Annotated in this window: 15 protein-coding genes; 2 read left to right on the plus strand and 13 right to left on the minus strand. The window is 39.7% G+C overall.

Translation table 11 applies throughout. The features are described 5' to 3' along the window. The coding region (locus LV85_RS19640) for a transposase (protein ID WP_111322629.1) at positions 1–340 on the plus strand (340 nt) is incomplete at its 5' end. Between the two features lie 78 nt (positions 341–418). On the opposite strand, the gene LV85_RS19645 is transcribed toward LV85_RS19640, so the two are convergent. The 7 genes from LV85_RS19645 to LV85_RS19675 form a co-directional block, all read right to left on the minus strand. Beyond that, complete coding sequence (locus LV85_RS19645) at positions 419–1429, minus strand: DHH family phosphoesterase (protein ID WP_111322751.1); 1011 nt, start codon at positions 1427–1429, stop codon at positions 419–421. 119 nt (positions 1430–1548) lie between these two features. Continuing rightward, complete coding sequence (locus LV85_RS19650) at positions 1549–2508, minus strand: NAD(P)-dependent alcohol dehydrogenase (protein ID WP_111322630.1); 960 nt, start codon at positions 2506–2508, stop codon at positions 1549–1551. A gap of 433 nt (positions 2509–2941) precedes the next feature. Then, positions 2942–4468, minus strand: a complete 1527-nt coding sequence (locus LV85_RS19655) for a glycosyltransferase family 39 protein (protein ID WP_111322631.1) — start codon at positions 4466–4468, stop codon at positions 2942–2944. A gap of 44 nt (positions 4469–4512) precedes the next feature. Then, a complete protein-coding gene (locus tag LV85_RS19660; RefSeq protein WP_111322633.1) occupies positions 4513–4950 on the minus strand; it encodes a PIN domain-containing protein in 438 nt (145 codons plus the stop codon). Continuing rightward, complete coding sequence (locus LV85_RS19665) at positions 4947–5150, minus strand: hypothetical protein (protein WP_111322635.1); 204 nt, start codon at positions 5148–5150, stop codon at positions 4947–4949. Before LV85_RS19665 ends, LV85_RS19660 begins: the two co-directional genes overlap by 4 nt. 133 nt (positions 5151–5283) lie before the next feature. Then, entirely contained in the window at positions 5284–6627 is a 1344-nt protein-coding gene (locus LV85_RS19670; RefSeq protein WP_111322637.1) for a sensor histidine kinase, read from the minus strand. Next, positions 6617–7999, minus strand: coding sequence for a sigma-54-dependent transcriptional regulator (locus LV85_RS19675; protein ID WP_111322639.1), 1383 nt, complete (start codon positions 7997–7999; stop codon positions 6617–6619). Before LV85_RS19675 ends, LV85_RS19670 begins: the two co-directional genes overlap by 11 nt. Before the next feature lie 182 nt (positions 8000–8181). On the opposite strand from LV85_RS19675, the gene LV85_RS19680 reads away from it, so the two are divergent. Beyond that, on the plus strand, positions 8182–8607 hold the full coding sequence (locus tag LV85_RS19680) for an FKBP-type peptidyl-prolyl cis-trans isomerase (protein ID WP_111322641.1): 426 nt from the start codon (positions 8182–8184) through the stop codon (positions 8605–8607). Between the two features lie 818 nt (positions 8608–9425). Here the strand turns inward: LV85_RS19680 and LV85_RS19685 are convergent. The 6 genes from LV85_RS19685 to rsfS all read right to left on the minus strand — a co-directional run bounded on the left by LV85_RS19685 (position 9426) and on the right by rsfS (position 15102). Next, the gene (locus LV85_RS19685) at positions 9426–9971 is read right to left on the minus strand and encodes a carboxymuconolactone decarboxylase family protein (protein ID WP_111322643.1); all 546 of its coding nucleotides are present in this window, start codon (positions 9969–9971) and stop codon (positions 9426–9428) included. Between the two features lie 142 nt (positions 9972–10113). Beyond that, positions 10114–10941, minus strand: coding sequence for a helix-turn-helix domain-containing protein (locus LV85_RS19690; RefSeq protein ID WP_111322645.1), 828 nt, complete (start codon positions 10939–10941; stop codon positions 10114–10116). A gap of 10 nt (positions 10942–10951) precedes the next feature. Continuing rightward, on the minus strand, positions 10952–11782 hold the full coding sequence (locus tag LV85_RS19695; RefSeq protein ID WP_111322647.1) for a hypothetical protein: 831 nt from the start codon (positions 11780–11782) through the stop codon (positions 10952–10954). After that, positions 11779–12555: a UDP-2,3-diacylglucosamine diphosphatase gene (locus tag LV85_RS19700; protein WP_111322648.1), complete on the minus strand. Its 777-nt coding sequence runs from the start codon at positions 12553–12555 to the stop codon at positions 11779–11781. Before LV85_RS19700 ends, LV85_RS19695 begins: the two co-directional genes overlap by 4 nt. Before the next feature lie 60 nt (positions 12556–12615). Beyond that, entirely contained in the window at positions 12616–14688 is a 2073-nt protein-coding gene (gene ftsH, locus LV85_RS19705) for an ATP-dependent zinc metalloprotease FtsH (protein WP_111322650.1), read from the minus strand. 66 nt (positions 14689–14754) lie between these two features. Further along, complete coding sequence (gene rsfS, locus LV85_RS19710) at positions 14755–15102, minus strand: ribosome silencing factor (protein ID WP_111322753.1); 348 nt, start codon at positions 15100–15102, stop codon at positions 14755–14757. Positions 15103–15126 lie beyond the last annotated feature (24 nt).

The following is a 15126-nucleotide window of genomic DNA, read 5'->3' on the forward strand; positions in this document are numbered from 1 at the left end:
CAGGGCAGACTGTGAAAACAGAATCAAAGAACTCAAGGATGATTTTGGCCTGGAAAGTTTTTGCTTACAGGATTTCTGGGCAACAGAAGCCTCGTTCAGATTCATCATGGTAGCTTATAACCTAATGAGTTTATTCCGTCATTTTGCGCTGAATCATCATAATCGGGCCACCTTAAAAACACTGAAATCCTATTGCTTTGCATTAGGAGCATGGAAGGTAAATCATGCCAATAAGCAGGTATTGAAAATCTCATTACCTGCTAAAAAGAGGCCTTGGATGGATGGGATATTTGCCCAAATTCAAAACATAAGCCCTCCATTCAATTATTCTAATGCATAATGCGGGTTAAATTCTTGGTTTAATTCCAATCAAACTTCCTAAGTTGTCCTGCTTCTCCAGAAGCTGGACTGAGAATTGTCAGGAATTCTGATCAGAAAAATACTCAGGAACCAACCCTCTGATTTTATCCAAGGTTTCAGGCATTGAGAGTGCACTCATTCCTCCAGAAGCATTGGCATGTCCACCTCCATCGAAATGATTCGCAGCCAGGACATTTACTGGATTATCTTTTCCTTTGGAACGGAAGGAAATCTTGATGATGCCGTCTCGTTCCGAAAAGACCATGGCAGCTTTGATACCTTTGATAGACAGTGCAAGGTTGGCTAAACTATCTGTATCTCCTTTTTTGTACTGATAGGTTGACAACTCCTCTTTAGTCAGAGAAATGATAGCCACAGCGTTTTTCTCCAAGATCTCCATTTTCTGACTCAATGCAAACCCCTGTAGACGAAGACGACTAGCAGTATTCGTATCATTCAGCAATTCATGGATCAGGTGATGTTTTACCCCTGCAGCAAGCAATTTTGCTAGTACCTCGTGAGTTCTTGGTTTGACGGAATTGAAGCGGAAACTTCCTGTATCAGTCAGAATTCCTAGGTATAAGGGATTACCGATTTTTTCATCCAATAGAGCGACGTTTCCAGATTGCTCGATCAATTCTACGATCAACTCTGCAGTAGATGAGGCTGAGGTGTCGGATACTGTAATCTTGGCAAAATTCTGTGGATCCAAGTGATGATCAATCATGATTTTGGTACAAGTTGCCGACTCCAGAAGTGGCTGCATACCTTTTCCTACACGGTCTGTAGCGTTATAGTCCAGGCAAAATATAAGGTCTGCTTCTTGAAATGCTGCCGTTACTTTCTCAGGTTCCTGATCCATCACGATGATGGAAGAGAGCTCTAGGAAATCCAAAAAATCCGGAGCTTTGTCAGGATGACAGATGGTTGCCTTTTTTCCAAGCTTTTCTATAAAATGCAATAGGCCCAAAGAAGAACCGACAGAGTCTCCATCGGCAGATTTGTGGGCAGTAATAAGGATGTTTGATGCTGCTAGAATTTCAGCTTCTATTTCTTTGTAAATATTCATGAATGGGAATTGTGCTGGAGAATTGAGCTTTGATAAGGAAGAATCAAGTGGGTGTAGGTTCTCCTGATTGCAAAGGAACAAAAGGATAGATTGAAAAGTGGCTGTATTCGGATTTATCTCTATAAGTTGATTACGACATTTCCAGTTTTCTGGCCTGAAATCACATAAGTATAAGCATCGGTGATATCTTTCAAGGGGTATTCACGATCAATTACCGGTTTGAATTTCCCTTTTTCCAACATAGATTTTATATAAGGTAGGGTTTGACTCAAACTGTACGGAATTGGAAATACGACCTTCTTATCACCAGTTGAGATTGGAATGATAGCGTAAAATACATTTTGTGAATATGGACCTAGCTCAGAAGAGATATAAGTCCCGCCTTTTTTCAGCAATGGTTTACACTTTCCAAAAGTACTTTTACCGACTGCATCAAATATGAAATCATACTTCTCATCATCCTGAGTGAAGTCTTCCTGGGTGTAATCAATGATTTTATTAGCCCCAAGTGACTTGATCAGGGCTATGTTTTTGGTGTCACAAGTTGCAGTTATGTGTACATTCAAGGTGTTACAAAATTGTAATAAGGCGGATCCGATACCGCCCGAAGCACCATTGATCAATATGCGATTTCCAGCTTGAATGGAAGTTTTATGAATAAATGTGTAGGCATAATGCGCCCCTTCCAGGCTGGCTGCGGCTTGATGATAGTCAACAGCTGTAGGTATAGTCAGAATATTGTCCTTGGGGGTAACAACTAGGTACTCTGCCTGAGATTCAAGTCCCATATCTGTAAATCCAAAAACACGCTCATTAGGTTTAAAGGAGTTTACATCCTTTCCAACGCTGACAACTTCACCGGCGAAATCAGTCCCTAGTATTATTTTTCGCGGTTTAAAAAAGCCAAGAAGAAAGCGCATGATAAAAGGTTTGGCAGTGAGATTTGCACAATCTGTCCTGTTTACTGTGGTCGCATGTACTCGAATTAATATTTCTGAATCCTTAGGTACGGGTTGATCAACTTCTTCAACGGATATTGATTTAGGACTTCCATAGGATCTTCGGATTGCAGCTTTCATTTTTAGTACGTTGGATTTTATTATATGTATATCTGCTTTTCTACCAGTAAGGTGGCAAAAGCAATATAAGATATGTTAAACTTAAAAATTGAGGCCACTTCGGTCTTCGGTCATCGGTCTTCCAGCCTGATAAGCAAAGAATCTAAGGTGACTGGCATCATTGCGGATAATCATATTTTATTATTTTTCAAAATAAAAATTATCCTCCACTTGAGTTAAATCTAAGTTTTGATTGATGGAATATAAGAAAGAGATCAAGCCCTGTAAATGACTAGCTTCGAACATGGCTTATAGTAATATTTTCTAGTTTCGTTATGGTATAAAATTAATGTTTTGATCGCTGCATCACAGTAGAAAACCTGATTTTGGTCGTTATCCATTTCAGTTATTTTTGATGTGATGATCAAATGGATGAGTTATTGACAGAAGGTTTTCACTCTATTAACTCAGCTCTTTTCTCTTCAATCTCCGAAGCCAAAATTCCATTGATATCGGTTTTAGCACCGAGAAGTAGCTGAATGATTGTCCCATATTCACGGGCATTCGGATCCGTGATAGTTCCTATTTCTTCTGACTTTTCGAAAAAGGAAATTTCTCTTTCGGAGACAGCATCATAGGCATCTCTGACTAGAATTACGTTTTTGATTTTACGACTTAAATCGATCCAATTGACGTAGTCAGCATTCATAGTGACTGCACGCAATCCCTTGGTTTTGGTGTAAAAGTTAATCGCTCCAGCCTGCCCATAGTTGTCACACATAATTATAGTGTACTCATCAGCAGGAGCTTTGGAATAGGCCAAATCAACTTTCTCCGCAAGCTCTTTCCAACCTAGCATATCCGCAAAATCCTGCGGTAAATCGTGTAATTCACCATCTTCCCAGCGATTTTCCATCAGATCAGGATGGCGACTTTGAACGCCTTTGAGGTATTCTGCATCCCCGAGAGGATAGGTCATGGGAGCTGTAAGGATGAATAAAATGATAGGAATTATCATCATAACTGGCTTTAAGTATTTACCCCAGTTTTTGCGAAGCAGATAAGAAAGATAAATCGCTCCAAATGCATAGTGAATAGGGTAGAGGCCGATGGCGTAATAGCTTTTGGCTTTGAAGTAAGTGAAGATTGCCAATGTGAAAATCATCGCCCAGAAGAAAACCTGATACTTGCGAAAAGAAGGATAAGTAAAGTAGGAGATCAGCGCCAGAATCAATACGAAACTTGATCCGAAAAAGAAGAAAAACTGATCAGTCAAGAAGTCAAGTCTGTTCACATTCACCAACTGATATTGACTGAGCATACGCATATGCCAGAGTACAGGGAAGTCATTTTTCACTTGCCACATCAGGTTCGGTAGGGCAATCAAGAAGGCTAGTCCAAAGGCAGTATATAAATGTGGGATTTTGAAAATCTTTCGCTCGGAAGTCAGAAGCAATGCAGGGAATAATCCTAGTACTTGGAAGGCAATGTTGTATTTGTTCAGAAAGCCAAAACCAATGCCGATTCCCAGCCAGTATAGCCATTTGTTTTTGCCAGTTTGGATAAAGCATAGCAAGGCGAAGAACACAAAAGTCCAAGCAAGAATATCAAGGGAATTGGGTTGAAAGAGGATGTTCAGCCTAGCCATGGAAGAAAATATTAGACAAATCGCGGCCAAGGACTGAGCATATAAACTGCCTCCAAGTCGCTCAATAGCTTTCCAGACCAACAGAATCGTCAGGGCTCCAAAGAGCGCAGGAAAGAACTTGACCCAGAACTCAGAATTGCCAAGTAGATAAATCAGGTAAGAAAACCAGGAAGTCAGGGGAGGAACCGAGATAAAGCCCCAAGCTAAATGATGTGCTTGGTCTAGATGCAGGTATTCATCTCTATGCAGATCGTAACCCGAATCTATCAGCAGGTATTGAAGGATGAACTTGATGAGTATGAATCCGAATAAAAATAGGTTTCGCTGGTTCATGGAGTTGTTAGAAACTGGGTTGGCACAAATGCATAGAGCATCTTCTAGCCTTTTCTCATTGCAAGAAGTTCTGTTGTATTTACAAGCTTATTGAAATCCTGACCTTTGAGCCCTTTATATAGTACTTTGTCTCCAGTCCATAAGGAGGCATCCAGAAATTTTGTTAATGCGACAAAAGCAATGTCATCGGGATCAATTTTTTGGGTGATTTTTTCAGAGTTAAGCCAGATTTCTACTGGAATGATCTCTTCATTTATAAACTTAAGTTTGGAGAGAACCAATGCGTAAGAAATTTGAAGTTGGCTTTCAGAAAGGGTTGAGATTTTTTTAAGCTTTTCCCAGTGATCCCGAATCTCATTGCGCATGTAAGCACAGCTATAGAATTCAAATTTCTCCTGCGAATTGAAAATTAAATCACCAATTGTGCCTTCCGAATTTAAGAGAACACTAAAAATAATATTGGTGTCAATGACAACTTTCATTTAATGAGACGATCCTTGTTTTTTGCCCACCATCCATTTTTAACTTCATTAACTAATGTATCAACATCCGCTTGCTTTGCTTTAGAATCGGCGGTTGCTTCTTTGTAAGTCAAGAAATCAATTAGATTTTGAAGACCTTCTGTATTTATATTGGATGGGAGTCTGATTATCACCTCATCATCCGTTCTTTCAATGATCATAATATCGAGTTTTAAATTAATTGAAGTTACTTATTTATTCACGTAAAGGGAAACACATATTTAGAGCATTTATTCTCATTTAATAGCAATCCTGATCCTCAATCTTTTTAATCTCAGCTTTCTGAATTCTAATTTAACCGTTAAATATCAACTTAAACGTAGTTCCTTCACCCTGAATGGAGCGAACCTGGATATTGCCTTTGTGTCGACGCATGATCTGCTTGGATAGACTCAAGCCGATTCCAGAACCTTTTGATTTGGTGGTGAAGAATGGGATGAAAATCTTCGAGAGTGCTTCCTCTTCGATGCCTTTACCCGTATCTGCCACTTCCAGAATTATTTTCCCAGCCTCATCTATAAATGCTCGCAGAATGATTCTTTTTACTTCAGAATCTTCCACCGCCTGAATGGCATTTTGAGCGAGATTGATTAGAACTTGCTCGATCTGTGTTTGGTCTCCAAATAGGATTAACTCTTTAGGGTTGATCTCTTTAATTAATTCAATCTGATAAGTATCCAGTTGGTTTTGCAGTAAAACTTCCAGTTGATGAAATAGCTTGGCGATAGCAATACTGCTGAACTTCGGAGCTGGAATATGAGCCAAACTTCTAAAGTCGGACACAAAGCTGATCAGACCTTGACTACGCTTCTCTATCGTGCTTATTCCCATCAGATAGTCTTCCATTTCTGAAGGACTTATTTGCTCTACATTGTCTATTTTACTTTCCATTTCCCCTTGGATTGTTCCTGCCAAAGAAGAAATAGGAGCAATGGAGTTCATGATTTCATGGGTAAGGATTTTGACCAAATTTTGCCAAGCTTCCATTTCCTTTTCCTCCAATTCTGACTGAATATTCTGAAGAGAAACGAGCTTAAACTTTTCTCCACGCATCAGCAATTCAATCACATACACTGAAATCTGCATGATGCCATCAGGATGAGCAATTTTGATCAACTCAGATCCACCAGTTCGTAGGTTGTTAATTGCTAAGTGGAGCTCTTTATTAATACTTTCAATTTCTCCGATGTTCTTCAGTTCATCTACATCTAAAATTCGCTTGGCAGCAGTATTTACAATCTGAATACCACCATTTTCACCGAAGGTGATCAAGCCTATACTCAGGTGCTTGAACACAGAGCGGAAGTACTGGTAGTTGGCTTCCTTTTCCGCTTGATCCTCTTTTAGTTTGGCAAGAATAGCATTGAATTCTATGTGTAGATCATCAGTCTCCGTGCCATCAAATTTGACAGGGTAGAGTTGAGAGTATTTGTCCTGCTTGATGTTGTCAAGAAAGACACGCACCTTATTGAACGAACCTTCGGAATATCGCAGTAAATAGATGATCTGGAAGACGACTAAAATCAGAAAAAGGGAGATCATAAAGACTCCCCAACTATCGATGATAGCGTATGCAAGTAGAAATAGAGATGCCGCTAAAAAGGCAATTCTCCCTAATAAGCCAACCTTATAATCCATATTTTTCCAGCCTTCTGTACAAGGAAGCTCTGGTCAGACCAAGCTCCTTAGCTGCTTTTGAGATGTTACCTCCGTTTTTATCAATTGCTCTCTGAATGGTGGTCTTCTCCATGTCATCGAGATTTAATGTCACTGAAACAGGCGCCTTGTCCGAAGCAGGCTTGGCAGAGAGGAAGAAGAAATCCCGGGAATCCAATACTTCTCCTTCAGCCATAATAATAGCCCGCTCAATCGCATGTTGGAGTTCACGGATATTTCCTGGCCAGCCATAGTGCTGCAAAAGATCCATACCGGCTGTAGTAAACCCAGTGAAGTTTTTACGATATTTTTGGCTGTAACTTTTTAGAAAATGGTTAGCTAATACTGGTATGTCATCTTGTCTTTCGCGAAGTGGAGGAAGGAAAATCTCCACCGTATTAATTCTGTACAATAAATCCTGACGGAAGGTATTGTCAGCGATACTTTCATGTAGTGGCATATTCGTCGCACATATCAGGCGAATATCCACAGGTATAGATTTGTTTGTGCCTATCCTGGTCACTTCCCTTCTTTGCAAAACAGTCAATAGTTTTGATTGAAGAGGTAGAGATAGGTTTCCGATCTCATCCAGAAACAAAGAGCCTTTGTCAGCTATTTCAAACCTACCTGCCCGATCATCTTTAGCATCTGTAAATGCGCCTCTTTTATGACCGAAAAGCTCAGATTCAAATAGCGTTTCGGTGATCGCCCCCATGTCCACTCCTACGAAAATCTCATCTTTTCGAAGTGAGCGATCATGAATAGCACGTGCGATAAGTTCTTTACCTGTTCCGTTTTCTCCCAAGATCAAGACGTTTGCATCTGTCTGAGCCACCTTGTCTATGATGGAGAAAATATTTTTCATGGAAGCAGACTGCCCGATGATATCGGTGTAAGGCTTCTTCATGTCGCTCTGCATCTGCTTTTGCTTCTTTTGCAGTTTATCGACCTCATTATAGCTTTCCTTTAGTTTTATAGCTGCGGAAAGGGTAGCGATCAATTTCTCATTTTGCCAAGGCTTTAGAATGAAATCTGTTGCACCTTCTTTTAGTGCTTGGACAGCCATTTCCACATCACCGAATGCCGTGATCAGAATAACCACAGCTTTTGGGTCAATTTCTTTGATTTGCTTTAGCCAATGAAAACCTTCCTTGCCAGAGGTGGTGTCCTCTCGGAAATTCATATCTAGAAGGATTACGTCGTAATTATTATTATTGACCAAAAAAGGAATACGACGTGGATCCTTTTCTATCATAACTTCTTTCGCGTGCTTTTTGAGAAGCATTTTAGCGGCAAAGAGTAAGTCTTCATTATCATCGATGATAAGAATCTTGCCTAAATCTTGAGTTTCCATGGTTAATTGTTTGGTCTTCTTAATGGGAAAATGGTGCCAACCCTAAAATTAGGCTAAATGGGAAGGTTTACCAATAAAAGTGTCCATTAGTGTACGATTTTAGGCTGATATCGGACAATAGTACCTGGGTTTTCATCCCTAATAGATTTTTGTACCTTTGTACTTTACTAAAACAAAAGACTATGCAAGCTAAAAAAGGAGATGCAGTTCAAGTGCATTATACCGGTAAATTAGAAGATGGAAGCGTATTTGATTCTTCAGCAAATCGTGAGCCACTAGGATTTACCTTAGGCGACGGAAATATGATCAAGGGCTTCGATACAGCTGTTGATGGCATGAAATTAGGTGACAAGGTTACCGTGACTATTCCTGCAGTAGAAGCCTACGGTGAGCGAAGAGAAGATATGATGATCGATGTTCCTATCGCACAAGTTCCAGCTGATATCAAACCTGAAATCGGATTATCATTGACTCTTCAAGGAGGAAATGGACAGCCGATGCCAGTAACTGTAGTTGGTGTGGATGCTGAAAAAATTACTTTGGATGCGAACCACCAGTTGGCAGGTAAGGATTTGATCTTTGATATTGAGTTGGTGAAAGTCAACTAATATTTAATACTCTATTTAGAGTGAAAGCAGTTCTGGATTTTCAGGACTGCTTTTTTATGTCCAATATATTTTCCAAATTTGGAATAGTAGATAATAAGGGTTATGTTTGGAGTTGATCTAAATGAATTGGAGATTAAGCATCGACTATTTAGATAGATTGAGTAACCATGATATTGCAAAATTCACATATCGCCCGATTGATTTTTATTGCATTTCGTTTGAATGCTATCTGTATGCTTGATTTTTCTGCTTTCAAGCATAAGTTTTTGCTTACTATCCGTAAATCACAGATTATCTTTCTGCATTAATTAGCACTAGCGAGGTGCTAAAAAATTCCTTATAATTTCGTTAAATATTTGATTTATAGATTGTTAAAAGTCTATGGCAATACTCGCGTGTGAAATTTTGAATAAATGGGATTGTCGTTTTATCTATTTCTAATATTAACGTTAAAAAGATATAAATATCATGGCTAGAGGTAAAAATTTAAAATCGCCTAGTATAGACTTAAAAGCTAAAAAACAGGAGAAAATCCAGAAAAAGCTTGAAGCTAAACAAACTCGTAAAAGAAGATAAATATAGAAAAAGTTACTTCATGTAATTTTCTAATATAACCTTGTACTTAAACAGGTGTGACTATTTGTTACACCTGTTTTATTTTACATTAGTTGATAAATTGTCTTGTCTATTTATATTTGAAGTTTCTGTTTGAGCCGCAGATTTATTTATGATACTGCCAATAAAACTGTATTTCCTGACACTACAGCTGACCAAGTGAAAAGGTGATGAACTTGGGAGTTCACCACCTTAGAATATGCTTAAAGTTCTGGAGCAATAGGGAAATCAATTGCAAAATCAGCAAGGTTGTGAATGTAATTGCTTATGATTTTGTCTCCGATTACCATCACTACATCAATGAGATTTGCTTCAGTGTAGCCAGCGTTTAAAAACTCGGATTTAGCTTGTGCACTTGCTTTGCCTCTTTCTTCCACCACCACTGCAGTAAATTTTGCCAAAGCATCTAGTTTGTTATCAAAACTAGCCTTTCCAGCTCTGATCTCGAGCACTTGCTCATCCGTGAATCCATTCATCTTGCCTAGTACAGTATGAGCTGATTGGCAATAGCGACATCCATTGATTTGACTAGTCACTAGGTTGATCACTTCTCTCTCTTTTGCTTTCAGTGTGGATTTTCTTCCTTGCAAAGCTAAATAGTCAGGAAGTGCAGTTTCATTTTTTGCGTAGTAGGCATAAAGGTTTGGTACCATGCCCATTTGCTTTTTGAGTTGATCAAATATGGCTTGATTGCTTTCCGAAACTTCGTCTCTTGTTGGTACGCTGAATTGTGTTGTTGTAGTACTCATTTTGTTCGTCTTTTATTGTTAGTATTAATTACAATACAAAGATGAGGGTTGCGCAGGCCGATGTGTTAGTCTGCATTTCCTGAGTACTTGGCAATTGTTCCCGAACTGACTTTATGTGGGTTATTCTAGTGGGGAAATAAGGTCAATGGACCATCTCTCTATATTCACTAGGTGAGCAACCTTCATTGTTTTTGAAAAAACGACTAAAGCTTTGAAGGTCTTGAAACCCGAGCTCATAGCCAATCTCCGACATGTCTTTCTCGGTATAAAAAATCAATCTTCGCGCCTCCAATACTATCCGCTCTTGGATAAATTTCAAAGGTGATTTTTGGCCTATTTTCTTGAAGGTGTTGGTAATCGTTTTTGGAGATTTATGGAGTAAGTCAGCATATTCTACCACGCTGTGTTTTTGGCGAAAATGAGTTTCTACCAAAAAATTGAATTCCCGAACCAGATCATGCTGAGATTTGCTAAGTTCTTCATGCTGTGACTGGTTTTTGTAAATTCTGGCACAAAGAATAAGAATACGCTTCAGCATCATTTGAAGCATTTCCTGCTGGAGGTTGTCTTCCATCTCAAATTCAAGATTAGCCATCTTCCAGGCAGTTTGCAGAATTTCAACCTCAGTACCTGTGGCAGAAATAATAGGCAATTTGGCCGCGCCATAATAAAGAATACCCTTACAGCCTACTTCGCTATCGTGATCCAATATGCAATAAAAAGGTCGGTTGAATCTGAGGAGGTTAACGGTGTTGATATGCTCGTATTCAAGTTGATGAAACTGCGTGAGCGTGACTATATCATTCTTATTAAAAGTATAGGGGATTCTATCAATTTTGATTCTGTTTTCGTCGGAAGTGAACCAGAGAAAGCGTAAGGTCTCAGGCTGCGTTTCCTTCAAGTGAAGGCAGTTGTGATCATTGATTTCTTGTGCCTCAAAGTATTCCCCTATTTTCCCTGTGAATTTCATGATGCCTTCCTTAATGAATGGTTTTTAGCCATGCTGGTAGTTTGTAAAGACTAATTGAGTCCTTGGAGACTATTGCTAGTCTTTCTTGTCCTATTTGTAGATAGGAAGCCTCTGAGCTTCGCAATTGAGCGAGACTAGTAGTCTCATTGGTTGAAAGAGATATAGCTAGCAGCTCATTACCTTCGATCCATAGCAGATGCTCCTTGTAGTAGCACAATCTGTTGACACCTGTCAAGTTTATCTTTTTCATCAGGTTCCCCTGATTGTCAAAGATGAAAACGCCACTGCTTGGTACGTTCATAAAAAGACGATTCTTAAACTCTCGAATCTCTGCTACATCCAAGTTGTCGGTATCCAAAATTAAATTTAGCGGTTGGGATTGAATGATCAGGTTTCTTAGATAATCTATTGATTTGAGACTTAGATCAGATTCGTCCCAAACCCAAATCACATTATTATTACCCAGCGTCGCTGCTTTTGCTAAATTGACTTCGGAAGGCATAAAACCATCTTTGGCCAGTGTATTGAGAAAGCGATCTAGGATTCGATACTGCTGTAGATCTGTCGAAAAGCTAAATATGTTCACTGTCCATGCGGCTTCTAATTGATTTAGCCTTCCTTGGCGAGCTGGAGAATACAAATTGACTTGTTTTCCTTCTGCTGAAAAAAGGTAAATGTCTCCCGAAGTATTGCTGGCAAATAATTGATCCTTGGTGTCAAATGAAATTAGGTCCAGGTTTTTGAGTGAGATTTCAGAAAGTGGAACTCCTAAATCCTCTCTATTTTGAGCCGTGGCAAGCAAGGGAAGAAAGCTAATTATTAAAAAGGCTAAGCATCTCATCCTTCGAAGGTGATCAATTTGGCTTCTTTTCCATCAAAGGACAAAAAGGTGTTTTGGGTCACCCATTCGCCGAGATTGAAATATGTGGAATTTGATCCTACTTTGAGCTCTAGCGGTAAGTGTCTGTGCCCGAAAACATACATATCGTGATGTTTCTTTTCCTCCAGTTCTTTGCAGTATGCCCATAGCCATTCATCCTCGCCCAGAAAATGGTTTTCATCTTTTTCGATATTGGTGATGCGGCTATGACCAGACCAGGCTTTGGCGATCTTCATTCCTAGATCCGGGTGAAGCCAGCGGAATAGCCACTGTGCTACAGGGTTCGTAAACACTTTTTTCAGAAACTTATAAGAATTGTCTCCTGGGCCTAGGCCATCTCCGTGCCCTACCATTATAGATTTTCCGGCAACTTGGATCTCAATAGGATGAGTGTACACAGGAATGCCAAGTTCTATCGTGAAATAGTCTTTCATCCATAAATCGTGATTTCCAGTGAAAAATAGGATAGGAATACCACGATCTCTGAGTTGGTGAATCTTGGAGATAAAAGGAATAAAACCCTTTGGAATCACCTGCCCATACTCAAACCAAAAGTCGAAGATGTCCCCAACCAACAGGATGGCAGCAGCATCATCAGCAATGGAATCCAGCCAGCGGATTATTCTCTTTTCACGGACTTTACTCTCCGCTTCATTAGGCGCTCCAAGATGAAAGTCGGATGCGAAATAGAGCTTTTTTCCATTCAGTGGAAAATCCAAAAGACTTGATTGCATGGTTAAAGATAAAGGTGCAGCTACAAAAACAAAAAAGCCCCGAGCTAGTCGGGGCTATAATTATATAATTCGATTATCAGAATTTGGCTCCGGTATGGGATCAACGAGTGGGTCTGAAGATTCTGGATTTTCATCTTCTCCTTCTGATGAAATCAAATCAGGCACTTTCGGATCATCCTTTTTATTGGTGAAAGCTTGATAAGTGGTTTCCTTATCGAAAGGTCTTTTACCTATCAAACGCTCCAAATCAGCTTGGAATAAAATCTCTTTTTCTAAGAGCTCCTTAGCCAAGATCTCTAATTCTTTAATGCGATGGGTCAGCAATTCTTTGGTTCTATCATAAGCTGACTGAATTAGTTTTCTAACTTCCTCATCGATCACCTCTGCGGTGGTTTCAGAGTAAGGTTTGGTCATTTTGTAGCCATCTGATTTAGAATCGTAGAAGGAAACGTTGCCAATCTTGTCATTCATACCATAGACAGATACGATAGAGTAGGCCAATTTTGTCACTCGCTCCAGATCACTCAAGGCACCAGTAGAAATCTTCTTGAAAATGATTTCTTCAGCAGCACGACCACCTAATGTCATACACATCTCATCCATCAACTGCTCTGTTTGGTACAAGAACTGCTCTTTTGGAAGGTATTGTGCATAGCCTAACGCAGCCACTCCACGTGGGACAATACTTACTTTGACCAAAGGATCTGCATGCTCCAAGAACCAGCCTGCAACTGCGTGACCTGCTTCGTGGAATGCCACGATTTTCTTTTCCTCTGGCGAAATAATTTTGTTTTTCTTTTCCAAGCCGCCGATTACTCTATCGACTGCGTCCTGGAAATCCTGCATATCTACAGCATTTTTATTTCGTCTAGCTGCGATCAAAGCAGCCTCATTACATACGTTTGCGATTTCAGCGCCTGCGAAACCTGGGGTCTGAGCAGCACATTTTTTCGGATCCACATCATCAGCCGTTTTGATAGGCTTCAAGTGAACTTTGAATATAGCCTCACGGCCATTGATATCTGGTTTGTCGATAGAAATCTGTCTGTCAAAACGTCCCGGTCTTAGCAAAGCAGAATCCAGTACATCAGGTCTGTTGGTTGCAGCGACTACAATTACCCCTGTGTCTGTACCGAAGCCGTCCATTTCCACTAATAGAGAGTTGAGCGTGTTCTCTCTTTCGTCGTTAGAACCTGGCATTTGACCTTTACCTCTTGATCTACCAATAGCATCGATCTCATCAATAAAGATGATACAAGGCGCTTTCTCTTTGGCTTGCTTAAACAAATCACGAACCCTCGCAGCACCTACACCGACAAACATCTCTACGAAATCAGAGCCTGAAAGTGTAAAGAATGGAACCTCTGCCTCGCCTGCTACAGCTTTTGCTAGCAAAGTTTTACCAGTACCTGGAGGGCCTACTAATAAAGCACCTTTCGGGATTTTGCCACCAAGCTTGGTGAATTTCCCTGGGTTTTTGAGGAATTCAACGATCTCCTGTACTTCTTCTTTTGCCTCGTCTAGTCCTGCCACATTGTCAAAAGTAATTTTGACTTTGTTTTCCGCATCAAATAATTGAGCTTTAGATTTACCTACGTTGAATATCTGTCCACCAGGTCCTGAAGGTCCTGCCATTCGGCGCATCATAAACCAGAAAAGCACAAATAGGAGAATTAAGAAACCAAAACTGCTGAAGTAGCTTCCCCAGTTTTCTTCTGTAGCTACCGAAAGTTCTATTCGATCAGCTGGAGGAACTTGCTCCTTTAACGTGTCAAAATCAGTTGCAAATTTATCTACAGAAGCTACTTGAAATGAATAGTGTGGTCCTGCAGGATTGAAAAACGTGGAACTAGACTCCAATTCTGTTTTGTACTTGTCTGTTTCTAGAGCTGAAGATTTTAGAGTAACATCTACACGTTCCATGTTTTTGACCATGGTCACTTTAGATATATCACCAGCCATGTACATATCCTCAAATCGTTTTTGAGTGATATCCACCACCGAGTTCTTGTTTTGGAGGTAAGTAAGTCCAAGCAGAACAGCTACAGCAGCAATAATCAGATAGAGCTGAAAATTGGGCTTTTGGGGTGTCTTTGGTACAAATTTTTTGTTCTTATTTTTAATGTCGCTCATTTCTTATATGGGTAATTTCATAAACTTAAGGTAAAACGGGGAGTGAAGCTGAAAGTTTTAACACTTTTATCCAATTCGGGTGATTGTAGCATCCCCCCAAAGATCTTCTAATCCATAAAAAGCTCTCTTATCTTTAAGGAAAATATGGGCCACAACGTTCACATAATCTACCAATATCCATTGGCGACTACTTTTTCCTTCACTTTTCCAAGGATTTCCTTGTCCGTTTTTTATCACTTCTTCTTCAATAGCGTCAGCAATAGCGTCGAGTTGTGTATCAGAATTCCCCGAGCAAATAACAAAAAAATCTGTAACTGTGTTTTTTATGTTTCTTAAATCCATCACAACAATGTCCGAGGCTTTTTTCTCTTCCATTCCTTTGATAATTACTTTGCTCAGCTCCTCTGCTGTCATATTATTCATTTAATTTTGCAATGT

This window comes from Algoriphagus chordae, from assembly GCF_003254055.1.
GTDB classification, from domain to species: Bacteria; Bacteroidota; Bacteroidia; order Cytophagales; family Cyclobacteriaceae; genus Algoriphagus; species Algoriphagus chordae.

Bases quoted from the DNA above. Each gene is read 5' to 3' on its own strand.
- LV85_RS19650 (WP_111322630.1), bottom strand. From the start codon at position 2,508: ATGAAAGCTGCAATCCGAAGATCCTATGGAAGTCCTAAATCAATATCC.
- LV85_RS19675 (WP_111322639.1), bottom strand. From the start codon at position 7,999: ATGGAAACTCAAGATTTAGGCAAGATTCTTATCATCGATGATAATGAA.
- rsfS (WP_111322753.1), bottom strand. From the start codon at position 15,102: ATGACAGCAGAGGAGCTGAGCAAAGTAATTATCAAAGGAATGGAAGAG.
- LV85_RS19690 (WP_111322645.1), bottom strand. From the start codon at position 10,941: ATGAAATTCACAGGGAAAATAGGGGAATACTTTGAGGCACAAGAAATC.
- LV85_RS19665 (WP_111322635.1), bottom strand. From the start codon at position 5,150: ATGATCATTGAAAGAACGGATGATGAGGTGATAATCAGACTCCCATCC.
- LV85_RS19670 (WP_111322637.1), bottom strand. From the start codon at position 6,627: ATGGATTATAAGGTTGGCTTATTAGGGAGAATTGCCTTTTTAGCGGCA.
- LV85_RS19695 (WP_111322647.1), bottom strand. From the start codon at position 11,782: ATGAGATGCTTAGCCTTTTTAATAATTAGCTTTCTTCCCTTGCTTGCC.
- LV85_RS19685 (WP_111322643.1), bottom strand. From the start codon at position 9,971: ATGAGTACTACAACAACACAATTCAGCGTACCAACAAGAGACGAAGTT.
- ftsH (WP_111322650.1), bottom strand. From the start codon at position 14,688: ATGAGCGACATTAAAAATAAGAACAAAAAATTTGTACCAAAGACACCC.
- LV85_RS19645 (WP_111322751.1), bottom strand. From the start codon at position 1,429: ATGAATATTTACAAAGAAATAGAAGCTGAAATTCTAGCAGCATCAAAC.
- LV85_RS19655 (WP_111322631.1), bottom strand. From the start codon at position 4,468: ATGAACCAGCGAAACCTATTTTTATTCGGATTCATACTCATCAAGTTC.
- LV85_RS19700 (WP_111322648.1), bottom strand. From the start codon at position 12,555: ATGCAATCAAGTCTTTTGGATTTTCCACTGAATGGAAAAAAGCTCTAT.
- LV85_RS19660 (WP_111322633.1), bottom strand. From the start codon at position 4,950: ATGAAAGTTGTCATTGACACCAATATTATTTTTAGTGTTCTCTTAAAT.
- LV85_RS19680 (WP_111322641.1), top strand. From the start codon at position 8,182: ATGCAAGCTAAAAAAGGAGATGCAGTTCAAGTGCATTATACCGGTAAA.